Source organism: Tenacibaculum larymnensis, from assembly GCF_028829235.1.
In the GTDB taxonomy this organism is placed as follows: domain Bacteria; phylum Bacteroidota; class Bacteroidia; order Flavobacteriales; family Flavobacteriaceae; genus Polaribacter; species Polaribacter larymnensis.
The window spans coordinates 99,537-124,308 of record NZ_JAIWJY010000006.1; the positions used below are offsets into that span (position 1 = coordinate 99,537).

Here is a 24,772-nt window from a genome sequence, read left to right on the forward strand (position 1 = left end):
TCAACCAATCAAAAATGCTGAAGTTTTTAAAGAAAATATTTAGTAAAAAAGGAACCTTTTTTGGGGCTACGAATTATAAAATAGATGATATGATTTGTGGCATTGGAAAAGCTAAAATTCTAGAAACTGAGATTGAAATTTCAGAATACCCTTTTAAACCATCAGCTGTATTCCCTAATAAAACAATTAAAGCTAGTAAAATAATTGCTATTTGCCATCAATCTTATCCCCCATTAATTAAAATGGGTAATGAAGTTATATTTATCTCTCGAGAACATGCCGAGTTACTTAAAGAGTTTACAGAAAGAAACAACATAGCTACTTTTAGAGAAACCAAAAACTGGAACTGGTTATTAGAGCCATACCTTGACACAGAAAACACTCCAGAAGAAAATATTAAAACAACCCAATTACTAAACAAACACGGTATTTCTAACTCTGAGATAACAAAAATAAGAGACGAAGTAGGTAAACAAATGTATAAATACAATTTTGACACCATGCTTTGGGATTGGTTTAGTTTAGGGTTACCAGATGTATTAGCTGCAATGAGAGTTAAATATGATGAAAAAGAATTTGCTGATTTTTATAAAAGAGCAATGGAAATTGAGCTTAGAAATAAAAACAAATAACACCCCTAGTTCTCCTCTACTATTTTAAGTAAACATACTAAGAATTGTTATTTACAACTACAAAAATAACAATGACTTAACAGACTATTTACGCTCTCTTCACTTATAAAAAATACTAACTTATAAATTTGGCAACTAATCAATTAACTATTTCTGTAGTCTAGATTCAATAAGAATTTATACAACATCAAACTAATTTAACCCCCATGAGAAAAACTATTTTTTTTGCTTGCTTCTTATTAATAGGAAGCCTTATCAAATTACACGCACAAAGTGTAAACCCTTCAAAAACCACTTATGCTCCTAACGAAGCTATAACTGTCAATTTTTCTAACGGTCCAGGAAATTCAAAAGATTGGATTGGCGTCTACAATCAAGGAGATACACCTGGGCTTGTAAGCTCTATTGATTGGTTGTATGTAAATGGAAAACAAAGTGCTACCAAAAAACTGAAAAATGGTAGTGTTACCTTTTCCTCTGGTTTACCAAATACTGGAACTTATAAAGTATATTTTTTTCAGAATGACGGTTATACCGTGTTAGCTTCTTCAAGTTTTACGGTGGGTACAGAAACTCCAACCTGCTCTCCTATTTCACAATCTGGATGGACTTTACAATATGTAGACAGTCAAGAAACATCAGGTGAAAACGGAGTAGCTACTAATGCTTTTGATGGTGACTCATCAACTATTTGGCATACCGAATGGAGTTCTAATCAACCAACGCACCCACATGAAATTCAGATTAACTTAAACGGTATTTATGATGTTTGCGAGCTAAAATACTTACCTCGCCAAACAGGGACTAACGGTACCATAGCCGATTATCAAATTTATGTAAGTGATACTCCTTCTAATTGGGGGGCTGCGGTAGCCACCGGAACTTTTGCTTCCAATCAAACAGAAAAAACTGTTAGTTTTCCTAAAAAACAAGGACAATATGTACGCTTAGTAGCTACTTCTGATATCAACGGAGGAAATTATACCTCTGCTGCAGAAATCAATATTGGAGGAACTTTAATTCAAGCAGGAGCTCCAGTAGCTAACTTTACATCAAACACCTCTTCTATTATCGCAGGACAACAAATTTCTTTTACAGATAGTTCTACCAACAATCCTACTTCTTGGAATTGGACATTTGAAGGAGGAACACCTGCCACCAGTACCGCTCAAAATCCAGTAGTAACATATACTACCGAAGGAACTTACAATGTAACCTTAACCGCTAGTAATACTACGGGCAGTAATACCACTATTAAAACCAATTATATTACTGTACGTAACACCAATAGCCTTAAAGTATTGCAATTTAATATTTGGCAAGAAGGAACTTCAGTACCAAACGGAATGACCTATATTAGAGATGTAATTGCTGAAGTAAATCCTGATATTGTATGTTTTAGCGAAGTAAGAAACTATACGGGGGATTGGACTACTAAAATTGTAAACAACCTTGCTGCTATTGGCTTAAATTATAACAGAGGTTATGCTTATGGCGATGTTTCTATCATTAGTAAATACCCAATTACCTCATCGGGTACCAACCTTGGTGCGATTTCGGTTTTTGAGGTAGATGTTAACGGACAAAGTGTAGTGGTAGCAACGGCACACTTGGATTATACTTACTATGCTACCTATCTTCCAAGAGGATACAACTGTGGAGGTTCTTCACCTTACACTGGATGGAGTAAAATAGGTGCTTCGAATCAAGATCCGCAACCAGTTACAGATCCTGCTATCATTTCAGAACAAAACTTAGGTTCACGAAGAGATGAGCAAATTGCTGCATTTATCAATCATATAAAAAATGAAACTCGTCCAGTAATTTTAGTGGGAGATTTTAACGAACCTTCGCACTTAGACTGGACCTCAAGACAAGCCAATATGTTTGACCATCACGGAGTAGTATTCCCTTGGCATACGACCAAAACTTTAGAAAATAATGGTTTTGTAGATGCTTTTAGAGAAGTATATCCTGATGAAGTTACCAATCCTGGTATCACATGGCCTTCTGTTGCTACAGGGGTTGGAAGCACTAGCTGGACACCAGAAGCTGACGAAAGAGATCGTATTGACTATATTTTTTACCGAGGTACTACCCTTTCTGCTACGAGTGCTGCTCTTGTAGGTCCAAAAGCTTCGTATGTTAACAATGTATCGAGTACTGCTAATACCCAAAACGACACGTTTGAAGCAGATCAATTGCCTTGGCCTTCTGACCATAAAGGAGTTAGTGCGGTAATCAATCTATCAGCAAATAGTGCAGCTAGAATGTTTGAAACAACCGATAACACTACACAAATCGAAGATATCTTTAGCGTATATCCTAACCCTACAAAAGGTATGGTGAATATCAAGTGTGAAGACTGTACTCCGTTTACCTATACAGTACGAAACTTTTTAGGGCAAACAATTTTACAGCAAAACACTACACAAAACAATGTGAACATTAATTTAAAATCAGCCCCTAAAGGAATGTATTTTATTGATGTAAAAACCAAGAAAAAAACGCTTACCTATAAAATTATAAAAGAATAAAACGCTTACAAGAATCTAATACAGAAACAGATAATTATTGATACCACAAAATCCCAAGTTACTAGCTTGGGATTTATTAGTATATTTAGTTCGCAAAAATGAAAATTCGGCTCGTGCTAAATCCGAAAAGTTAGCGTTTATTTATACGCTACGTTTCATACACAAGACCGTTGTGCGTCATTTAAGAAAAACCTAAATGAAAAACTATAAAGTAATAGAAAATCAAATCCCAATTGATATTTATCAAAAGTTAAGAATTGATTGTGGACTATCAAGTAAAACTGACAAAGCAAGTCGAATCGGATTAAAAAACTCAATTCATTCAATGATGATTGAATTTGAAAATGAGATAATCGGAATGGGAAGAATAATCGGAGATGGAGGGTGTTTTTGTCAAATAGTTGATATTTGTATTTTACCTAAACATCAAGGACAAGGACTTGGAAAAATAATTATGAGAAATTTAACTGAATTCATAAATGATGAATTACCTGAATCTTGTTACGTGAGTTTGATTGCGGATGGAAATGCTTCTTTCTTATATGAAAAATTTGGGTTTAAAAATACTATGCCTGAATCAAAAGGAATGTTCCTAAAAAAATAAAACGAACGCACAACAATGGTTATAAGTAATTGCTTGTTCTTGCCTACTTCTAAAAATCCTAGCGCATTTTCTATTCAGTTTGTATTTATTAAATTGGGTGCTTTAACCATTCAAAAAAAGCTAGCATAACCCAAAATCAATTATGAAAAAACTAACTCTCTTTCTCTCACTAATAACCATTGTTTTTCTAACTAACTCTATTAACGCACAAGAAATAAATTCCTCTGAAATTGACGCTCTTGTAAATAGAGCGTTAGCATCAACTCCTTCTGTAGGAATTGCAGTCGCTGTAGTAAAAGATGGAAAAGTTATTCACTCTAAAGGATACGGAGTTAAATCTATTAAAAATAAAGAAAAGGTAGACAAAAACACCTTGTTTGCCATTGCTTCAAATTCAAAAGCATTTACTGCCGCTACCCTAGCAATATTGGTTGATGAAGGAAAACTAAAGTGGGAAGATAAAGTAATTACTCACATTCCTGAGTTTAAAATGTACAACGATTATGTGACCGCTAATTTTACCATTCTAGACCTTTTAACCCATAGAAGCGGTTTAGGACTTGGGGCAGGCGATTTAATGTTTTTCCCTGATGGATCTAATTTTACCATCAAAGATGTAGTGAGTAGTTTTCAATATCAAAAACCAGTTTCAGCTTTTCGTACCAAATACGATTATGACAATCTTCTGTACATCGTAGCAGGAGAAATCGTAAATCGAATTAGTGGTATGTCTTGGGCTGATTTTGTACAATCCAGAATATTTAACCCACTAGGAATGAAAAATTCTGCTCCTATAAGTTCTAAATTAGCTAAAAATGCAAACCTAGCATTACCTCATGATTCTGAAGGAGAAAAAATTAAACAATTAACTACTTACGATAACGATTTGATTGCAGCTGCTGGTGGTATTTATGCAAGCGTACAAGATTTAACCCAATGGATGCTTATGCAACTAAATAATGGAAAATACGGCAAAGAGTTATCTAATCAATTGTTTTCTGGAAAACAGCAAAGACAAATGTGGAGCCCTCATACTAACTTAAGATTCACCACAAAACCCAACCCTAGAACTCAACAACATTTTTCCGCTTACGGTTTAGGTTGGTTTATCACAGATAAACAAGGAAAAATTGTGATTAGCCATACAGGTGGTTTAGCAGGCATGCTATCAAAAACGGTTTTAGTTCCTGAGCTTGATTTGGGAATTGTAGTTTTAACAAACTCCTTACCTGGCGGAAAAGCTTATAGTTCTATTCCCGAAACAATTTTGGATTCGTACTTAAAAATTCAAGCAAAAGATTGGGTAAAAATATTAGCAGATCAAGCAAAAGCTACTGGACAAGAATCAGATTCAGTAACTACCAAAGTTTGGATAACTGTTGAGCAAAACAAATCCGTAAACATCAATTTAAACAACTATCTTGGGACTTATAAAGATAATTGGTTTGGTGAGGTAGAAATATCGTTAAAGAATGGAAAGCTTTGGTTTACTTCTAAACGCTCACCTAAATTGAATGGACAAATGTTCTACTACAAAGCGACTACTTTTGCAATTAAATGGGAATATAAAGACATGAATGCCGATGCGTTTGCTACGTTTAATTTAGATGAAGAAGGCAAAGCAATTGGTATAAAAATGAAAGGTATATCCCCTAATATTGATTTTAGTTTTGATTTCCATGATTTAAATTTAAAACGAATTGAGAAATAATAGAGCTACCCAACTGGACCATAAATTTGTAACGGAGCACAAATTATCAACCGCTCCCCCACCAGCAGATTCATTGTTTTGGAACATGTGGAATGCTTGCCAAGAAATTGCTGATAAAGCATTGAACACTCAATTTATTTAAGAGATAAAATCAGGAACACTTAATCCAGTAGATTACGGAGGTTTTAATATTAATGATGCTTATTATTGTTTTAACGGAGCCCAAGATTATTTAACTGCTATGAACAGAGCTTCGAATCCTATCCTTAAAGCACTTTTATTCAAAAAATATGATAGCTATCAAAAATACAATGAAACATTTCCTAAAACATGGCATATAAAAGACGCTAAGGGAATTGTACCCAATGAAGTTTGTAAACAATATTCTCTATTTGAGTCTATGGTAGCCTCTCATCAAGATCCCATTTATGCACTTATAGTAATGATACCTTGTGAATATTTATGGGCTTGGTTAGCAGAACAGCTTGCTCCTACTTCTTCAAAAAATCTTTATGCTTCCTGGATTGCTGGTAACAACGATCCTAGTGGAGCTTACGCTATCGGAAACTTTTTAATTGAATATCAGAAAGAAAATCCTATAGATGAAAAATTAGCTACACAATTTTACACCCAAGCAATAACCTACGAATATCAAAATTTCAATACTGCATTAAACAGTTAATCATTCAGTAAAACAAGCGAATTAACATTCTTAAAATAATTTTCACATAATTTCACAATAATTAAATTGTATGCAATTTAATTGTGCAATATATTTGTGTCGTCATTTATAAGTCAATTATGTCAGAACAATTAAAATTAACCAATCAAGTATGCTTTCCAGTTTATACACTAGCGAAAGAAGTAATTAGTTTATACCGTCCCATACTAAAAAAGCTAGATTTAACATACCCTCAATATTTAGTAATGTTAGTTTTATGGGAAGAAGGTGGTCAAAGTGTCTCAGAAATAGGTTCTAAACTTAATTTGGACAGTGGTACCCTTACTCCTTTACTTAAAAGGTTAGAACAGAAAAAACTTGTAGAGAGAAAAAGAGAGATAGCGGATGAACGCGTTGTGAAAATTAATTTAACAGAACTGGGGGAAAATATCCAAGAAAAAGCAGAATGCGTCCCTGGTCAAATTATGACTTCGTTAAATATTCCTGTTGACAAATTAACAGAGCTCAAAAATATAATAGAACATATATTAAATCAGATTAATGGAAAAAATAAAACCAATTTATAATATCAGCGCCAAAGCAACTGGCGGAAGAAACGGACATGTAAAAAGTGAAAACGGAGTTTTAGAACTTGATGTTAGACACCCGAAAGCACTGGGAGGAGCTAATGACGATTATCCAAATCCTGAAATGCTTTTTGCAGCAGGGTATTCAGCTTGTTTTGATAGTGCATTAAACTTAGTCATCAAAAAATCTAAAATCAACACGGGTACAACTACTGTTAAAGCAACAGTTAGTATTGGTCAAATAGAAAATGGTGGTTTTGGACTTGCAGTAGCATTAGATGTAAATATTCCCGATGTTTCTTTAGAAGAAGCAAAAACCTTAACCGAAAAAGCACATCAAGTTTGTCCTTACTCAAATGCTACAAGAGGAAATATTGAAGTAAAATTAAATACAACAAATAATTAAATATTAATATAATGTCATTAATAGAAAATCTTAACTGGAGACATGCTGTAAAAGCTTTTGATCCAAATAAAAAAGTAAGTGAAGAAAATATTGAAAAAATTATTGAAGCTGCTAGATTAGCACCAACCTCATCGGGGTTACAACAATTTAGAGTTATTTCGATATCAAATCAGGAGGTTAAAGAAAAGCTAATACAAGGAGCTTTAAACCCTGATTCTATGAAAGACTGTTCACATGTGTTAGTTTTTGCTGCTTGGGACAACTATACAGCTGAAAGAATAGACAAAGTTTTCGACTATACTACAGATGAAAGAGGATTACCTAGAGGTAGATTTAGTAGCTATACAGACATGCTTAAAAAAGTGTATTTAGAGCTTCCAAATGAAGTTAACTTTGCACACACATCTAGACAAACTTATATTGCTTTAGGTTTAGCTTTAGCACAAGCAGCTGAATTAAAAGTAGATACTTGTCCTGCTGAAGGGTTTGACAATAAAGTAGTTGATGAAGTTTTAGAATTAGATAAAATGGGCTTAAAAAGTGTATCATTGATGTACATTGGTTATGCCGACGATGAAAAGGACTGGATTAAACCAATGAAAAAAGTTAGAATTCCTAGAGATGAATTCGTTATTGATGTAAAATAGTACAGCAATAAACAACGTTTTATCAAAAAGTAAAACACTCAACTAAATGCTTTTCTTACAGCTTTGCCTGTTTATAGAAAAGCATTTGTTTTTTAATTAACGTAAAATCCATACTTCATTTTAAAATGAAGTAGGATATAAAAGCGTCATGTACTTTTACACTCTAACAACAATAAGGTAACTATGAACGCTATAGAAAATATACTATTAAACTTTTCAGAAACAAGAAGACGAAGCATAAAACTGTGGAAAGGGATTCCTGATGAATTTTTAAACTGGAAACCTGATGCAGAAGCCTTCTCAATTATCGAAATGATAAGACACACCCTAGAAGGTGAACATTTATTTCATACAATTATTAAAAACAGAGGTGATTTAGGTGACTATAAATCTCCTTGGGAAAATTTAGCGTACTCAGATTTAAAAAATGAACTTAGCTTTGCTGAAAAATATCATAACAGTTTTATAGAGATGATAAGAACACTTAATGAAGCTGATTTAGAGAATATACGCATTGAACGAAAAGAAGTTAATCAAAGTAAAACATTAGGAGATTATTTAAACAGAATGGTGTATCATGAAGCTGTTCATGCTGGTCAACTGTTAGGATATTTAAGAACACTTAATGTTAAACGCTCTCTAATATGGGATTAAAACAATATAAAATTTACTACTATCGAAGAGTTAGAACATCAGTTTAGTAAAATCGCTGCTATTTTAGGAGATAAGTCTCGTGCTATCATGTTGTGGAATTTACTAGACGGTAGAGCCTACACTGCTACAGAATTAGCAACAAGTGCAAATATATCGTTGCAATCAGCAAGTAATCATTTAAAAAAATTGGTTTCAGCAAACATCTTATCAGTTGAAAAACAAGGAAGACATCGCTACTTTAAATTTGCTAACGAAGATGCTGCACAGGTTATAGAATCAATGGCTAGTTTAATCTCTATAGATAACGATTACAAGAAAATTAAAACTCCTAAACTGAATGATTTTACCTACGCTAGAACTTGCTACGATCATTTAGCTGGCAGCCTTGGTGTAAAAATGACAACTTCTTTATTAAACAATAAGATCATTAAAATTTCTGATAAAAATTATGTTGTTACTCAATATGGAAAAGAATGGTTTAATGAAGTTGGCGTAGATATTAACGTTATTCAACTTAAAAAACGTTCTTTTGCTCATCAATGTTTAGATTGGAGTGAAAGAAAGCATCATATTGCAGGGGCATTGGGAGCTTCTCTTCTCGAAGTAATGATAAAAAAAGATTGGTTACGTAAAAAACCAAACTCTAGAGAAGTTATTATTACCTCTATTGGTAGAATAGAATTAAAAAATAGGCTAAATTTAGAGGTGTAAAAATATCATTACCCTTGAAGAAGCTACTCTACATACTACTCTTTTTTCAACTTTCAGTTCAAGCACAACAAATATTATTTGTTGGAAATAGTTTAACCTATACGAACAACATACCTAAAATGTTAGAGTATATCGGAAAACAACAAGGAATTACTATTAAAACCAAAAGCTTATGTTTTCCTAATTATGCTATTATTGATCATATTAACGACGGAAAACTTCAAAAACTATTAGCAAAAAAACAATTCGATTATCTAATTATTCAACAAGGTCCTTCCTCACAAGCAGAAGGAAGAAGAATGCTAATACAAGACGGAGCTACTTTACAAGCACTTTGTGAGAAATACAACACCAAACTTGGTTACTTTATGGTATGGCCATCTGTTAGATATTACCATACTTTTGATAAAGTAATAGAGAATCATAAATCTGCCGCCAAACAGAATAATGCTTTATTGTTTCCTGTGGGAAATATATGGAAAGAATACAATTCCTATAAAGGTAAAGAATCTTTATATAGCTTGGATAACTTCCATCCTTCTACTGCTGGAAGTTTTGTAGCTGCTCTTACTGTTTTTCATCAATTATATCCTACAAAAAACCTTCAACAACTCCCTTTTAAAAAAAATAAAAAATGGGTAGCTGATGAAGATTCTTTTAACTTATTAATTCAGTTAGTACAAAAACATTAAGACTTCATACATTTTTTCAACACCTGTTCTGCTCTTTGTACATTAAACTTAGGATAAAACTTTTCTTTTATTTTTTCTTCCTTTCCTAACTCAATAGCTCTTTTTACATTATTACAAAAAGGTTCTGTAGATTGTCCAAAAAAACGAGCTGCTCCCATATCAGATTCTGCCTTACTTAAAATAACTCTCGGATTATTAGGAGCTATTTTCAATGCTTTTTCATACAACGCTGCATTTTTCATCGACATAGTCATCCCGTACTTCTGTCCATCAAAAGCCATATATGAAACATGTAATAATGCCTGTGTAATTAATATTTCCGGATTTTCTGGTGAAATAGATTTTGCAGTATCTAAAAACTCTTGTGCCTTATTTAATTTGGCAATTAACGATGCTTCTTCTTTTATTTGAAAACTCTCTAAGATGTTAATCATCCCTGCATAATAAGACGGTAACCAGTTGTCTTTTTCAGCTTTAGAAATTCGCTCGAATAATTGAGCTGCCTCCGTTGTTTTATTCCCTTTCCAAAGCTCAAAGGCTTTTGCCATTCCTTTTTCGTATTTATCTTGTGCTGATATACTTACTGTAAATACTAATACTAAAACTATAATAATTTTCTTCATGTTAATTGATTTTAATTAATGCTTCAAATATCTTTTTATTGTTATTATTTATATAAAATACTATAATGAACTGTTGCTTTTTATAACTGAATTGTCATTGTTTAAAGGTTATTTAACTGGTTATCTTTTTTATTATCACTTATCGTCCAAAAGAATCCAACAAAAAAGAAACTATCAGCCGATGGTATTATAGCTTGTCGATTGTAAGTCCCTACTGAGTTTGGTGTGTTTTTATAATTATACCCAAATACGTTTTGAGTACCTAAAACATTATTTACCGAGAAATACAGTATTTTTTGTTGGCTAATTAGGTATGCCCAATTCAAGCTTACAGAATTATAATTCTTTGTTTTTTGGTTTAAAAACCCACCTTTATTAGGATTTGTATAACTTCTACCTGAAGCAAAATTATAACTCATCCCAATTTGACTTTTCCAATCTTCTATCCAATGTTTTGCTACGACCGATAAGTTGTGTTTTGATGCAAAATTTGGTGTAGCTTTTGTTGAGTAATTTTTATAATCTCTTTCTGTATCTAAAAACGAATAAGAAACCCAATAATCTGTGTTTTTTATATTTTTATTATCTCTCCAAAAAACATCTATTCCTTTAGAAAATCCTTCTCCTAAGTTTGAGTAATTAGAATATGGCAACGCTATGTCAGTATCATATTTTACTAAATCTTGATACTTTTTATAATACCCTTCTATTCTTAAAATCTGTTTGTTTTTTACATACTGATAATTTGCTATAAAATGAGAAGTGTTTTCTGCTTTAAATTGTGTGTTGAATTTTAAGTACTCATTCTTAGGGTTTTGATAAAAACGTCCGTAAGCAAATGAAAACTGTGCATTTTCTCCTGATTTGTATGCTATAGAAGCTCTTGGAGAAACTGTAAATTCATCTAACAACTCAGAGTTTTCTATACGTACTCCTACTTTTGTTGCTAGTTTCTTAGAAAAGAAGATATCTGCTTCAACAAAACTTCCAAAGATATTATTATCAAATCCATAAGTAGCATTTCCATTCGTTTCACTGTTGTAATCTTCAGAGAAATCAGTTATAAAATACTCTGCACCAAAACTTAATTTAAATCGGTTTGAAAATCTCTTTTTTAATGTTGCTTTAACATGAGCTGAGTTTTCATTATCTACAACTTTATCATTCAGTATATTCATTTTTGAATTATCGTTGGTAAACGATGCTCCACCTGAAATTGTCCAGTTATTAGCTAAATGTTGTTTATAGGAACCATTGAAATACAAGTTTCTATTTTTCAATCCAAAACGAAATCCATCTTCATAATTAATATCCTCTTGAATCATATCAAAATCAGTATAACTATAAGCTCCGTACAACTTCAACAAAGACTCATTTTTAAATCTAAAACGATATACAGCTTCACCATTTAATGATTGTACTGGTTTGTTCCAAGTATTCCTATCGGGAAATAATTTTTGATAAGGTGCTAAATTGATATACGAAGCGTTCACACTTAGCGAGTTTTTTCCAAATACCTGAGTATTTCCTACTCCTAAACCAACCGTCATTAATGAGATATCAGTTTTTTCTTTGATGGCTTCGTCATTTGTGTTCAGTAATAAAACACTCGATAGCGCTTGACCGTATTCTGCTGAATAGCCTCCTGTAGAAAATGTAATTCCTTTAAACAAAAAAGGAGAAAATCGTCCGCGAGTAGGGATGTTACGCGCAGAAGGACTGTACGGTGTAAATACGCGGATTCCATCTATAAAAATTTGTGTCTCGTCTGCCTCTCCTCCACGAACAAATAAACGCCCATCTTCACTAACCGAAGAAGTACCTGGCAAGGTTTGTAGCGCACCAACAAAATCTCCCAGAGCACTTGCTGTTGTTACTACATCTAAAGGTTTTAACGCTGTTACTTTTGCATTATCTCCTGCTTCAAAAGTTCCTGCATTTATATTTACTGCATCCAAAGTATTAACATCTTCTCGAAGTACTATTTTTAAGTTTTTGAACATTGAAACATTCGCTGTTTTTATATATGTTTCAAATGAAATAAAAGACACCGTTAATGTTTGTTGTCCTTTCTCTGAAGTTGTAAATGAGAAATTTCCTTTTTCGTCAGATGAAGTTCCGTCGTAAGTTCCTTCTAAGTATACATTTGCCCCTTCTATAGGATGACCTTTTGTATCGGTTACTTTTCCTGAAATAGTTGTTTGTGCAATTAATAGTGTATGCATTAAAAAGCATATAGCAAGTAATAAATGTTTCATTCTGTTTGTTTTTGACACCACAAAACTGCTTTCTTTTTAAACTTCAACACAAAAAGAAATACTCAACTGTATAATTTTACGGATGAATTGTTTTACGCATCAAAACTAAAACTACTTAACTATCTTCATTTTACCTTTCTTGCTTTTAATTATTCAAATCTTGCTAAATTTTAATACCCAACACTTACAATACTTTTGATAATGTTGTACTTTTACATAGTATAAATTAAGAAGAATGGCACACGATTTAAGTGACTATAGAAAATCTTACGAAAAAAGAGAGTTACTAGAGAATAACTGTCCTGAAAATCCTATTGAATTATTTAGGGATTGGTTTTTTACTGCAGATGAATCTGAAATGGTAGATGAAGCAAATGCTATGACAATTGCATCTATTGGGTTAGATGGTTTTCCAAAAAGTAGAGTTGTTTTATTAAAGAAATATACATGGGAAGGTTTTATTTTTTATACCAACTATAATTCAGAAAAAGGAAAGGCTATTTTAAACAACAATCATGTGTGTTTGTCATTTTTCTGGTCTGGTTTAGAGCAACAAATTATTATTAAAGGGAAAGCTGAAAAACTTGCTGAGAATTTATCTGATGGTTATTTCGAATCGAGACCAGACGGAAGTAAATTAGGTGCTTGGGCTTCTAACCAAAGTGAAGTAGTGACTTCTCGTAATGAGCTAGATAACAATCTTGTTTCCTTTGAAAAAAAGTTTGAAAATCAAGACATACCTAGGCCCAAACATTGGGGTGGTTTTCTAGTTAAACCTGTTTCTATTGAGTTTTGGCAAGGACGACCTAACCGTATGCACGATCGTATTAGATATACTTTACAAAAAGATTTTTCTTGGAAACTTGAACGTTTAGCTCCTTAGTTTTATATTTACATAGCATTTTATAATTAAATGAAAACACTTTATATCGTTCGTCACGCGAAATCATCTTGGAAATATGAGAGCGTTAAAGATATTGACAGACCATTAAAAGAACGTGGTATTAACGATGCCCATCTTTTATCTAAGTACCTAGCAGGAGAAATACAAAGACCCGATGTATTTCTTTCTAGTAGTGCCAATAGAGCACTTCATACGGCTGTTATTTTTTGTGAGAACTTCGGATATCCTTTATCCAACCTTAAAATAAAGCGCCAGCTGTATAGCTTTAGTGATGGGTATTTGGTAAAAACTGTAAAGGCTCTTGATGATAGCTTTAACAGTGCTATTGTATTTAGTCACGATCACGGTATTAATAGTTTTGTTAATAAATTTGGAAATAAACCTATTGCCCATGTAGCTACTTGTGGTGTTGTTGGAATAGAGTTTGATACAAAACATTGGAAAGATATTAAGAAAGGAAATACAATTTTAGTAGAATTTCCTAAAAACCATAGATAAATCAATACATTTTGAAGATAAAGAAGTACGGCGCTATTGATATTGGATCTAATGCAGTAAGGTTATTAGTAGCCAACGTTATTGAAGAAAAAAACAAAGAACCACAGTTTAAAAAATCATCCTTAGTTCGTGTACCTATTCGTTTGGGAGCTGACGCTTTTGTTTCTGGGAAAATTTCAGAGGCTAATACTCAAAGAATGCTTGATGCAATGCAAGCCTTTAAGTTAATCATGAAAATTCATGGTGTTGAAAAATACAAGGCCTGTGCAACATCGGCTATGCGAGAAGCAGAAAACGGAGAGGAAGTTGCTGCTACTATTTTAAAAAATACTGAAGTTAAAATTGATATTATTGATGGTAAAAAAGAAGCTGCAATAATCTCATCAACTGATTTAAATCAATTAATAAAATCTGAATCTACCTACTTATATGTAGATGTAGGTGGTGGTAGTACAGAGTTTACCTTATTTTCTAAAGGAAAAATTATAAACTCTAAATCCTTTAAAATAGGTACAGTTCGCGTACTTAACAACACCAAACCTGAAAATAAAGCACTTTTTAAAAAGGTTCAAAAATGGATTGAAGAAAATACAAGCGAATACAAACGTATTTCTTTAATTGGTTCTGGTGGAAACATCAACAAGCTATTTAAAATGTCTGGTAGAGATGCTGGTAAACCTATTTCTTATATTTATCTTAACGCTCAATATCAGTTCTTAAAAAAGATGAGTTATCAAGAACGAATTTCAGAGTTAAGTTTAAATCCTGATAGAGCTGATGTAATTATTCCTGCTACAAAAATATACTTATCTGCCATGAAATGGAGTGGAGCAAGAAAAATATATGTTCCTAAAATTGGACTTTCAGACGGAATCATAAAAAGTTTATATTTCAATAAGCTTTAACTTTTTTGTGACTCTTTTAATATTATAGTGTCATATAATAAGTAATTAGAGTTTTCTCTTATTTACTATGAATACTCTAACAAGTAATCAAAAAATAAAACCGAGCTGTACAGCTCGGTTTTTTATTTTACATAAGAATTTAAATTTTCTGTACTCATCATTGGCGAGAATTCAGTTAAACTATATTCAGCTAATCCTTTAACTATTAAAGGATCTTTACTTAATATTTCGATGACCTCTTCTTTTGTACATGAATTAGACAATACTATTCCTCCTTCACGTGGTACTTTGGGTCCACCAATAATAAACTTACCTTTTTCATATTGTTCAGCTACATAATCTCTATGTGATTCTGTGTATTTATTAACCTCTTCTATAGGTTTAATAAAATTAAAGTTGATTATAAACATATCTGTTTTTAGTTAAATTTTTCTGACCATTTTGACGACCATTCTCTTAAAGGCTCAAACAGAACAAATAATTCTTCTCCTATATCTGTTAGTTTATAGCCTTCAACAACTTTTTCTATGATAAAGGTTTTCTGAAGCTCTTTTAACCTTGTATTCAAAGTTGTAGGTGAAATATCATTACATAGTTTTTCTAAATCACTAAATGATTTTGGAGCGTCATTCAAATGCCAAATGATACTCATTGTCCAATTACGTCCTAACAAATCAAAAAGTGCCATAATAGGTTTTCCTGATTTAGAACCTCTTACTGATTTTCCTGGTTTGGGTATATTCATATTGCTTTCAAAACTACAATTTTTGTAGTTAACTACAAAAATTGTAGTAGTTATTTTTAAAATAAAGCCGAATAAATAATTCATTCAGCTTTGTTTAATAATCAGAAGACTATCTATTTTCTTCTTAGTTGAATTTTATCTGTCTTTAACTCTTTTTGTATCCAGCTTCTTAATTCATTTTCATTTTTTACAATGACAGAGTCTTTTAATTTTGCATTCCATTTTACAGAGACTACGGTTGTTGTATCTACTTTTATAAAATCACTTGATGATAATACTTTTGCCAAACTCATTTCTTTAATATCGTTAAATCGAATTTTAGCTTCTGTACTAATTTTACTAAAAGGAATTGAGTTTTTATCTCTGTATAAAGCATCTTGTTCAATGGTTTGATTTAAATTAGAAATTGTTCTTTTTAAATCATCAATCTCCATATGCAGACCTTTTATAACATTATCTTTTTGATCTAACTCTTTTACTGCCCTATCATACGCATCTACTACCCTATCAACACTTTTTGCTTTGTTTTCGTTGATAACCAAAGAATAAGAGTCTATTTTTGGGAAGTTTTTTAATTCATTTCTCAAAAAGGATTCTGTTGCATCACTTACATCACCGTTAAAAAATAACTTTATCGTTTTTTCTTTAACTTCTAGCTTTTCACGCTGTAACCATAAGTTAGGATTATCATATACTTTCGCTTTTAAAAACCTTTTATAGCTTGCATCAATTACACTTTCATTATATACTCCCACGAAAGTAAACACAGCAGGAACCATTACTAAAAAGGCAATAAAAGATGCTATTTGTGCTATTCTTTTACGTTTAGCAGAATTTACATAACGAATCATTGTAAACCCTAATAACTTCAACACTAGGAAAGTTGCTAAAGCAATAAAAATGGTGTTGATTGTAAACAAATACATCGCACCAAGGAAGTAGTCAAAATTACCTATTGCCAAACCATACCCTGCTGTACACAATGGCGGCATTAAGGCTGTAGCAATTGCTACACCAAATATTACAGAAGCAATCGTACCTTTTTTAGTTCGTGCGATAATTAATGCTAAACCACCAAAGAAAGCAATTAACACATCTCGAATATCGGGTCTTACCCTACCTAATAGCTCTGAGGTTTCTTCACGAAGTGGAAATATAAAAAAGAACAAAAACGCTGTTAATAAACTTAACACAATCATTGTAGCTAAGTTTGTTAACGATTTGCGTAATGTATCAATATCGTTAATAGCAATTGACATTCCTACTCCTAAAATAGGTCCCATTAAAGGAGATATTAACATGGCTCCAATTACTACTGCTGTTGAATTTGCATTTAATCCAATAGACGCCACAAAAATAGAACATATTAAAATCCACGCTGTGGCTCCTTTGAAAGAAATATCGCTTTTTATTGCTTCTATTGTTGCCTCTTGGTCTGTATCATCTCTAAAATCTAGAAGCTCTAATATAAACTTCTTTATCTTTTCCCATAAACCTTTCGCATCCTGCTGTATCTCCTGCTTTGACTGCTCTGCAGCTTCTTCTTGTTTATTTTCTTCCATAAATTTTGATTTTTGTTAACTTTGGAAAGATACGAAATTCCCAAATTAGAAAAGATATAAAAAACGCTTGAAGATTCTGAACCTTCAAGCGTTTTATATACTCTTAAAAAGTTTTTCTTATTTAATACCTAGCTTGTTTTTCAATTTTGGTGAAATTCCATCTTTATGTAATAAAACAGATATTGTTTTTAATTTGAAGTAAGGAACTGACATATACACATACCCCTGATTTCCTTGATTTTTACCCCAAGAATTCTTTACTTTAAAATAGGTGTTTCCTTTTTGGTCTTTTACCAAACCTACAATATGCATTAAGTGATCATCGGTTGTGTTAAAATTTTCAAATTCTGTTTGTCGTAAACTTGGTGTAATTGTTTTTTCTTCTACAATTTCTGTCAACGCTTTTTTATTTTCTGTACTACTCGCAGGAATTACAGCAACTCCACTTTTTGATGAAAATGTTTTTTCTGAAACATCACAGTCTAACTCTACTGTATATCCTTTTTTAATAGCTTCTTCTGTTACAGCTACTAATTCGTCTAAAGAAACATTATAAAATGCTCCATTTGAAAAATTATCAGGAATGTTTAAAATGAACTGATCGTATTTTTTTGCATGCTCAAAAGAACTAATCGTTACATAGTTTGAAGGATCTATTTTTACATATTCTGCAAACGATTTAGGAGTATATTTTTTTCCTTCGAAAGTGAACTCTTCTTTATTTTTCCCCAAATACACATCTAAAACACTTTCTATCGATTGCTTCCATTTAGGGCTTAATTCTCCTGCTGGGTTTTTAATGTAAGCGTCTAACATCGATTTTAACACCGCAATCATTTCAGCGTGATTATGTCTGTCTTGCCCAAGATCTAAACCAGTAAAAACTTCCTCAGGTACTAATCCGTATTTTTCTACTGAATTAATTACATCGTGCGCTAAACCTCCTTCGCTAAATTGTGCTTTTCCTTGGCGGTATAAGTAATTATTTGCTTTATCTGAATAGGTATTACGAACCGTATACATTTCTGATAAATCAATGTTTTTACCTGTTAATCTGATAATTTCTGATTCTAAAAAAGAGGTTGTAGAAAAACTCCAACATGTTCCTGTTCTTCCTTGACTTTTAACTTCAGTGTCTTCAATATCTTTTACTGTTGAAAACTGATACTTTTGTGCTGAAGTTGAAGTTATACTTAAAAAAGTTAATGCCGCTCCTAATAGAATTTTTTTCATGTTTAAAAATCTTATGATAATTTAAGCAAGCAATTTACTCTTTTTAAAAGATTATTAAACTTCAAAAGTGTTAAAAATCTACTATAACGCCAATACGTGGTAAAGCTCTTCCTGTTGTACTTTCTATTTCCTCTAGTAAATACCTTGAACTATCATTAGGGTCGGTTACTCTTCCATTCCCATCTTCAATAGGCAATAAAAATGGTTGCTGTTTAGAGCTACTAGCATATATATTTTGAACATCTAAATATAAGTTTATAGCCGCTTTTTTTAAGAACCAAGTTTTATCTACACGTATATCTAGTTGTGTATACGTATCTAATCTTTCTGTGTTTAGTTTGGCATAATCTAAAATCCCGCCGTTTTGCACATCATAATTATCTTTTAAAGAAGAAGCATCTAAATCGTATGGTGTATAAGGTTTACCACCAACTAATCGAAACTTAGTTCCTATTTCCCAGTTTCTGTTTAATTTTTTTCCTGCTGTAATTGTTAACAAGTGTTTATTATCCCATGTTGAAGGAATGTATCCACCTTGTGCATCTTTAAACTCACTTCTTACAAAAGTATACGATGCTATTCCATACAGTCCGCTATATGATTTTTTCTGTGCCAATAACTCAAATCCATACGCTCGACCTTCAGATGTTGAACTCACTGCTTCATTTCCTATAATGCCAAAATCAGCACCTAGGTTTGCTAAGCTTATTTGATTTCTTAGCGAAAACGGATAGTCTTTATATCCTTTATAAAACCCTTCAAAAGTTATTTTTGAGCTTGTATTAGGCTTGTAACTTAATCCACTTACAAAATGATCTGATTGTATATACTTCAATCCATTTTTATTCTCAAATTCGCCTATATCGTTTTTATATCCTAATACTGTATAAGACGGTAATTGATAATAGCGTCCTACGGAAGAGCTTATCATCCATTTTTCTGACAAATCATAGCTCAACGACAATCGTGGTGAAAATTGATTGAACGGGTTTTTCATTGTTGAATTATAATCTATCCCATCCATTCTAAAACCAAAAGAAACTCCTAACTTTTCATCTAAATATCTTTTTGATACTTGTCCGAAAACTCCATATTTAACAAAATCTATAGCTGAATTAAAATCGTAGATCGTTACTCCATCTGAATTAGCATTTTTCTGATAATTGTTATTCGTATATCTTGCAGTTTCCAAATTAAAACCTAGATTAAAATCAATCTTATTGTCACTTTCAAAACTGTTTTCATATCGTAACTTATTCTCTATTTCTTTTGATGAATAATCTAACAGTAAGTTTGCTGGTATTTCTTCATTTAAAAAGTACTTTACTGCCTTGTTTTTCCACTCATTTCGACTAAGCACAACTAAATGTGTTGAGTTTGGTGCAAAATACTTATAACTGGCACCTACCGTATAATTCCATTGACTATTTACAGGAACAGAGTTTAAAATAACTTTATTTCTCTTTATCGTTTCTAAATCTGTTTCACCATCATTTACCTCTTTATTTATTTCAAAATCATCAATAGCTCCCAAAGCAACTATTGATAATTCACCGTTTTTTGATAATTGTGATTTAACATTTACTTGAAAATCGCTGTATGTTGGTAAAAAAGGAAGTTTTATCAACTTAAATAAAAACTGTAAATACGATTGACGTGCAGAAAACATAAAAGTCGTATTCTTTCCTAATGGACCATCTAAGGTTATTCCTGCGTCTGAAGTTCCAATAGTTGCTCTTGTGTTTAGTGAATTTGGATTTCCTCTTTTTTGAGTAAACTCTATAACAGAACTCAAAGAGTTACCTCTGTTTGCTGGAAATGCACTTGAATAAAAATCTACCTTACGAATTAAATCTGCATTCATAATTCCTACTGGCCCACCAGTTGCCCCTTGGGTTTGAAAGTGATTTATTACAGGAACTTCAATTCCATCTAAGTAAAACTTATTCTCAGAAGTTGCTCCTCCTCTAATAATAATATCATTTCTAAATCCAGGATTGGAGGCTACTCCAGGAAAAGATTGAATAACCTTTAAGACATCTCTATTTCCTCCTGGGTTCTTTTCTATTTCAGCTATTCCTAAACTTTGAAGTGATAATGGGCTATCTACAGATTCTTTAAATAATGGTGCTTGTATTTGAACTTCTTTTAACTGTGTTGCATCTTCAATCAACTCTAAGGTTATATATGGCGAATTATCTTTAGTAACTAAATACTCATCAGAAATTAACGTCTTATAGCCGACAAACGAAGCCTGTATTTTATTATACCCCAAAGGAACATTTTTCAATACAAACTCTCCTTTTTCACTTGAAACTGCTCCTATTTTTGTTCCATATACCAAAACATTAACAAAAGGAAGTACTTCTCTTGTTTTAGAATCAACAACTTTTCCTGAAATTACTCCTTCATTTTGAGACATTCCAGTAAACGACTGAAGTAAAACCAAGAGTATCAACACTTTTCTCATATCAAAATATTTAGTATCGAACAAAAATACATATTTTGTTTAATTAAAAACAAAAAACATTAAACAAAATTATTGTGATAACAAAAAAACTCAATCGTTATGATTGAGTTTTCGTGGGGAGAGCAGGATTCGAACCTGCGAAGTCGTAAGACAACGGAGTTACAGTCCGTCCCATTTGGCCGCTCTGGAATCTCCCCAAAGCTTTTAAAAAAAGCTTCTCAGTAAAATCGAGAAGCTTTACTAGTGACCGGGCTGGGGCTCGAACCCAGGACCCTCTCCTTAAAAGGGAGATGCTCTACCAACTGAGCTACCCGGTCATTTTTTTGCTTTTGCTTTTCTGCGTTTGCGGGTGCAAATATAGAAGCTTTTATTGTTCCCACAAACATTTTTTAGAAGTTTTTTTGAAAAATTTTTAATGTTTTTTGTTACCTATTAATTAACAGAAAGTTACCTAAAAATCATTTAAGTATGTTTTTCTTACTTTTTTAAATAAATTAGATGAATACACAAAATCTACCACTGCTTCGTTATCTGTTTTGAAGATTTCTTTATGAGATCCCTCCCATGCTTTTACTCCATTTTTAAGAAAAACAATTTTATCTCCTATTTCCATCACCGAATTCATGTCGTGTGTATTTATTACTGTGGTAATTTTATATTCATCCGTAATTTCTTGAATTAGGTTATCTATAACAATAGATGTTTGAGGATCTAATCCAGAGTTTGGTTCATCACAAAATAAATATTTAGGGTTCATTACAATCGCACGCGCAATTGCTACACGTTTTTGCATCCCTCCTGATAATTCTGCTGGAAACTTTTTATTCGAGTTCTCTAAGTTTACACGGTTCAACACAAAATTTACCCTATCTAACATTTCACTTTCAGGTTGCTTTGTAAACATCTTTAAAGGAAACATTACATTTTCTTCCACTGTTTGCGAATCGAACAAAGCACTTCCTTGGAATACCATCCCTAATTCTTGACGAAATTGACGTTTATCCTCTAAGGTCATATCAACATTAGCTAGCCCATCATAAACAATCGTTCCTTCTTCTGGTGTATGTAAACCAATTAACGATTTTAAAAACACTGTTTTTCCAGAACCACTCTGACCAATTATCAAACTTGTTTCTCCTGGTTTAAATGAAGTTGTAATTCCTTTTAAAATCTCAACACCATTAAATCCTTTATGTAAATTATTTACTTCTATCATTAGGTTAATAACATTTGAGTTAAGAAATAGTTTGCTATTACGATAAGTACTGTTGTCCAAACAACCGATTGTGTACTTGCTTTTCCAACCTCTAATGAGCCTCCTTTTACATAGTACCCATGATATGATGGTACTGTAGCAATTAAAAAGGCAAAAACTACTGTTTTTATCAACGCATAGGTTATAAGGAACGGATCAAAATCTAATTGAACTCCTGCAATATAATCTGCTCCTGAAAACAAACCAGATAAAACTCCTGCTACCCATCCGCCAAAAATTCCTAAAAACATTCCTAAGATTATTAAAAAAGGATAAAAGAAAACAGTTGCTATTATTTTTGGCAATACCAAATAATTTAGTGAGTTAATCCCCATTACTTCTAGGGCATCTATTTGCTCAGTTACACGCATTGTTCCTATACTTGAAGTAATATAAGACCCTACTTTACCTGCTAAGATAATAGAACAAAATGTAGGTGCAAACTCTAAAATTACTGATCGTTTTGCTGCAAAACCAATCAACGATTTTGGTATAAACGGACTTTCTAAATTCAACGCAGTTTGTAGAGCGATTACTCCTCCAATAAAAAATGAGATAAAAGCTATAATTCCAATGGATTTATGTCCTAACTCATCTATTTCTCTAAACAAAGCTTCACGAAATACTCTTGCCCTCTGAGGTTTTGAAAAAACCTGTTTTAGCATTGAAAAGTATTTACCTATATGCTCAATGTAATTCATTAAATGAAATATATTTTCTTTTTTGCTAAAGTATTAAAAAACCATTAACTCATCGCCTTATTTACAAGTTTTAGCTTGCTTTTTGTGTACCTTTGAGTTTTAATTTTCAAAAAACAAAATGAGAAAAATAGCTTTTTTAGCAGCTATAATATGTTTAACAAGCTGCTCTGTTAACAAAAAAACAAATACTCAAAAACCAAAACTTGTAGTTGGTGTTGTTATTGACCAAATGCGTTACGATTACCTTACTCGTTTTGCTGATAGATATGGAAATGACGGTTTTAAACGTTTGCTTAGAGAGGGGTACTCTTTAGAAAACGCACACTACAATTATATTCCTACCTACACAGCTGTAGGACATACTTCTATATATACAGGAACAACTCCTACTAACCATGGTATTATTAGCAATCATTGGTACGATAAGTATTTAAAGAAAACCATTTATTGTGTTGATGATAATAACTACAACACAGTTGGTAACGATGGTGAAGGAGGTAAAAAATCTCCTTACAGAATGTTTACTACAACTATGACTGATCAATTAAAATTAGCTCAAAACATGAATGGTAAAACTATTGGTGTTGCTATAAAAGATCGTTCTGCTATTTTACCTGCAGGACATACTGCTAATGCTGCTTATTGGTTTGATGGTGGTGATAAAGGACAGTGGATTTCTTCTTCTTTTTATTTAAATGAATTACCTGATTGGGTACAAGAATTTAATGCTTCTGGAAAAGCAGACGAATACTTAAGTAAGCCTTGGGAAACTTTATATGATATTACTACCTACAAACAAAGTATAGAAGATGATAATAATTTTGAAGCTACTTTTAAAGGGGAAGAAAAGCCAGTTTTTCCACACGATATTCCAACATTAAGAAAAAGCAATAACAACTATAGCATTATAAAAGGTATTCCTGCTGGTAACTCTATCACAACCGATTTTGCTAAAGCAGCTATTATTGGTGAAAACTTAGGAAAATCAGCATATACTGACTTTTTAGCGGTTAGCTATTCTTCAACTGATTATGTTGGACATCAATTTGGAGTTGCTTCTAAAGAAATTGAAGACACTTATTTACGTTTAGATCAAGATTTAGCAGAATTATTTAAGTTTTTAGATACACAAGTTGGAAAAGGGAATTATACCTTATTCTTAACTGCAGATCATGCTGCTGTACAAGTTCCTTCATACTTAGAGTCTTTAAAAATACCTGCTGGTTATGTAAAGCCTGTTGCTTTTAAAAACTTTTTAAATGAAATTACCTTAAAGCATTTTAAATCTGACGAAATCATTGAAAATGTTTCTAACTTCCAAGTTTTCTTAAATAAAGATAAGATTAGAGAGTTAAACCTTAACTATGAAAATGTAGCACAAACCATAGCGGATGAAGCCATTAATCATAAAAAGATTTATAAATCGGTAACTGCTAGAACCATGCAGACTACTACTTTTACAAACGGAGTTTTACATGTATTACAAAATGGTTATAATCAAAAGCTTTCTGGTGATGTTATTTTAGTGCCTAATCCATCAACTATTGCAAGTAGCTTTAGAAAAGGAACCACTCACGGTTCTGGGTACTCATACGACACGCATATTCCTATGATTTTCTATGGAAACGGAATTAAACACGGTGTTTCTAAAAAGAAATATGAAATTGTAGATATAGCTCCTACCATCTCTAATTTATTACAGATAGAATTCCCTAACGGATGTTCTGGAAAAATTATTGAAGAGGTTCTTGAATAGAAAAACTTAGAAGATAAAAA

25 protein-coding genes and 2 tRNA genes are annotated in these 24,772 nt (G+C 32.2%); 16 read left to right on the forward strand and 11 right to left on the reverse strand.

All coding sequences use genetic code 11. From position 1 onward, the window contains the following. The first annotated feature begins 14 nt into the window (after positions 1 to 14). The 12 genes from LCI24_RS10150 (at position 15) to LCI24_RS10205 (ending at position 9,842) form a co-directional block, all read left to right on the forward strand. Positions 15 to 632 (forward strand): hypothetical protein, encoded by a 618-nt coding sequence (locus LCI24_RS10150; protein WP_274640282.1) that lies wholly within the window; start codon positions 15 to 17, stop codon positions 630 to 632. 206 nt (positions 633 to 838) lie between these two features. Then, a complete protein-coding gene (locus tag LCI24_RS10155) occupies positions 839 to 3,169 on the forward strand; it encodes a discoidin domain-containing protein (RefSeq protein ID WP_274640283.1) in 2,331 nt (776 codons plus the stop codon). A gap of 196 nt (positions 3,170 to 3,365) precedes the next feature. Beyond that, positions 3,366 to 3,773, forward strand: a complete 408-nt coding sequence (locus LCI24_RS10160) for a GNAT family N-acetyltransferase (RefSeq protein WP_274640284.1) — start codon at positions 3,366 to 3,368, stop codon at positions 3,771 to 3,773. Between the two features lie 142 nt (positions 3,774 to 3,915). Continuing rightward, on the forward strand, positions 3,916 to 5,484 hold the full coding sequence (locus tag LCI24_RS10165) for a serine hydrolase (RefSeq protein WP_274640285.1): 1,569 nt from the start codon (positions 3,916 to 3,918) through the stop codon (positions 5,482 to 5,484). Beyond that, entirely contained in the window at positions 5,474 to 5,626 is a 153-nt protein-coding gene (locus LCI24_RS10170) for a hypothetical protein (RefSeq protein WP_274640286.1), read from the forward strand. Before LCI24_RS10165 ends, LCI24_RS10170 begins: the two co-directional genes overlap by 11 nt. A 99-nt stretch (positions 5,627 to 5,725) precedes the next feature. Beyond that, positions 5,726 to 6,166, forward strand: coding sequence for a hypothetical protein (locus tag LCI24_RS10175; protein ID WP_274640287.1), 441 nt, complete (start codon positions 5,726 to 5,728; stop codon positions 6,164 to 6,166). Positions 6,167 to 6,285: 119 nt separating this feature from the next. Beyond that, a complete protein-coding gene (locus tag LCI24_RS10180; RefSeq protein ID WP_274640288.1) occupies positions 6,286 to 6,732 on the forward strand; it encodes a MarR family winged helix-turn-helix transcriptional regulator in 447 nt (148 codons plus the stop codon). Continuing rightward, positions 6,707 to 7,138: an organic hydroperoxide resistance protein gene (locus tag LCI24_RS10185; RefSeq protein ID WP_275563654.1), complete on the forward strand. Its 432-nt coding sequence runs from the start codon at positions 6,707 to 6,709 to the stop codon at positions 7,136 to 7,138. Before LCI24_RS10180 ends, LCI24_RS10185 begins: the two co-directional genes overlap by 26 nt. An 11-nt stretch (positions 7,139 to 7,149) precedes the next feature. Further along, entirely contained in the window at positions 7,150 to 7,785 is a 636-nt protein-coding gene (locus LCI24_RS10190) for a nitroreductase family protein (RefSeq protein ID WP_274640289.1), read from the forward strand. A gap of 183 nt (positions 7,786 to 7,968) precedes the next feature. Continuing rightward, positions 7,969 to 8,439: a DinB family protein gene (locus tag LCI24_RS10195; protein WP_274640290.1), complete on the forward strand. Its 471-nt coding sequence runs from the start codon at positions 7,969 to 7,971 to the stop codon at positions 8,437 to 8,439. 60 nt (positions 8,440 to 8,499) lie between these two features. After that, positions 8,500 to 9,150, forward strand: coding sequence for an ArsR/SmtB family transcription factor (locus tag LCI24_RS10200; RefSeq protein ID WP_274640394.1), 651 nt, complete (start codon positions 8,500 to 8,502; stop codon positions 9,148 to 9,150). A gap of 14 nt (positions 9,151 to 9,164) precedes the next feature. Next, entirely contained in the window at positions 9,165 to 9,842 is a 678-nt protein-coding gene (locus LCI24_RS10205; RefSeq protein ID WP_274640291.1) for an SGNH/GDSL hydrolase family protein, read from the forward strand. Here the strand turns inward: LCI24_RS10205 and LCI24_RS10210 are convergent. Both LCI24_RS10210 and LCI24_RS10215 read right to left on the reverse strand, forming a co-directional pair. Beyond that, the gene (locus tag LCI24_RS10210) at positions 9,839 to 10,465 is read right to left on the reverse strand and encodes a tetratricopeptide repeat protein (RefSeq protein WP_274640292.1); all 627 of its coding nucleotides are present in this window, start codon (positions 10,463 to 10,465) and stop codon (positions 9,839 to 9,841) included. The genes LCI24_RS10205 and LCI24_RS10210 overlap by 4 nt on opposite strands. 101 nt (positions 10,466 to 10,566) lie before the next feature. Continuing rightward, a complete protein-coding gene (locus tag LCI24_RS10215) occupies positions 10,567 to 12,723 on the reverse strand; it encodes a TonB-dependent receptor (RefSeq protein ID WP_274640293.1) in 2,157 nt (718 codons plus the stop codon). 235 nt (positions 12,724 to 12,958) lie between these two features. Between LCI24_RS10215 and pdxH the strand changes: the two genes are divergently transcribed. Genes pdxH through LCI24_RS10230 form a run of 3 tightly spaced genes read left to right on the forward strand, consistent with a single transcriptional unit; the run spans position 12,959 to position 15,030 of the window. Next, positions 12,959 to 13,606: a pyridoxamine 5'-phosphate oxidase gene (gene pdxH / locus LCI24_RS10220; RefSeq protein ID WP_274640294.1), complete on the forward strand. Its 648-nt coding sequence runs from the start codon at positions 12,959 to 12,961 to the stop codon at positions 13,604 to 13,606. Positions 13,607 to 13,636: 30 nt separating this feature from the next. Next, positions 13,637 to 14,125, forward strand: a complete 489-nt coding sequence (locus LCI24_RS10225; protein ID WP_274640295.1) for a SixA phosphatase family protein — start codon at positions 13,637 to 13,639, stop codon at positions 14,123 to 14,125. Positions 14,126 to 14,133: 8 nt separating this feature from the next. Beyond that, positions 14,134 to 15,030 (forward strand): Ppx/GppA phosphatase family protein, encoded by an 897-nt coding sequence (locus tag LCI24_RS10230; protein WP_274640395.1) that lies wholly within the window; start codon positions 14,134 to 14,136, stop codon positions 15,028 to 15,030. A gap of 122 nt (positions 15,031 to 15,152) precedes the next feature. Here LCI24_RS10230 and LCI24_RS10235 read toward each other — a convergent pair whose 3' ends face one another. From LCI24_RS10235 to LCI24_RS10275, 9 genes are all read right to left on the reverse strand, one after another. Further along, positions 15,153 to 15,440: a YciI family protein gene (locus LCI24_RS10235; protein ID WP_099214113.1), complete on the reverse strand. Its 288-nt coding sequence runs from the start codon at positions 15,438 to 15,440 to the stop codon at positions 15,153 to 15,155. A gap of 8 nt (positions 15,441 to 15,448) precedes the next feature. Continuing rightward, positions 15,449 to 15,859 carry a winged helix-turn-helix transcriptional regulator gene (locus LCI24_RS10240; RefSeq protein ID WP_274640296.1) on the reverse strand — a complete coding sequence of 137 codons (411 nt, stop codon included), beginning with the start codon at positions 15,857 to 15,859 and terminating at the stop codon, positions 15,449 to 15,451. Positions 15,860 to 15,888: 29 nt separating this feature from the next. Next, positions 15,889 to 17,337, reverse strand: coding sequence for a DUF389 domain-containing protein (locus LCI24_RS10245; protein ID WP_274640297.1), 1,449 nt, complete (start codon positions 17,335 to 17,337; stop codon positions 15,889 to 15,891). Between the two features lie 117 nt (positions 17,338 to 17,454). Beyond that, positions 17,455 to 18,570, reverse strand: coding sequence for a C1 family peptidase (locus LCI24_RS10250; protein ID WP_274640298.1), 1,116 nt, complete (start codon positions 18,568 to 18,570; stop codon positions 17,455 to 17,457). A 70-nt stretch (positions 18,571 to 18,640) separates the two neighbouring features. After that, positions 18,641 to 21,040, reverse strand: a complete 2,400-nt coding sequence (locus LCI24_RS10255; protein WP_274640299.1) for a TonB-dependent receptor — start codon at positions 21,038 to 21,040, stop codon at positions 18,641 to 18,643. 114 nt (positions 21,041 to 21,154) lie between these two features. Beyond that, positions 21,155 to 21,237 (reverse strand) — tRNA-Tyr (locus tag LCI24_RS10260). Positions 21,238 to 21,284: 47 nt separating this feature from the next. Beyond that, a tRNA-Lys gene (locus LCI24_RS10265) sits at positions 21,285 to 21,357 on the reverse strand. A 134-nt stretch (positions 21,358 to 21,491) separates the two neighbouring features. Next, on the reverse strand, positions 21,492 to 22,256 hold the full coding sequence (locus LCI24_RS10270) for an ABC transporter ATP-binding protein (protein WP_274640300.1): 765 nt from the start codon (positions 22,254 to 22,256) through the stop codon (positions 21,492 to 21,494). Beyond that, positions 22,256 to 22,996, reverse strand: coding sequence for an MlaE family ABC transporter permease (locus LCI24_RS10275; RefSeq protein WP_274640301.1), 741 nt, complete (start codon positions 22,994 to 22,996; stop codon positions 22,256 to 22,258). Before LCI24_RS10275 ends, LCI24_RS10270 begins: the two co-directional genes overlap by 1 nt. A 118-nt stretch (positions 22,997 to 23,114) precedes the next feature. Here LCI24_RS10275 and pafA point away from each other — a divergent pair, with 118 nt between their 5' ends. Continuing rightward, the gene (pafA, locus tag LCI24_RS10280; protein WP_274640302.1) at positions 23,115 to 24,752 is read left to right on the forward strand and encodes an alkaline phosphatase PafA; all 1,638 of its coding nucleotides are present in this window, start codon (positions 23,115 to 23,117) and stop codon (positions 24,750 to 24,752) included. Positions 24,753 to 24,772 lie beyond the last annotated feature (20 nt).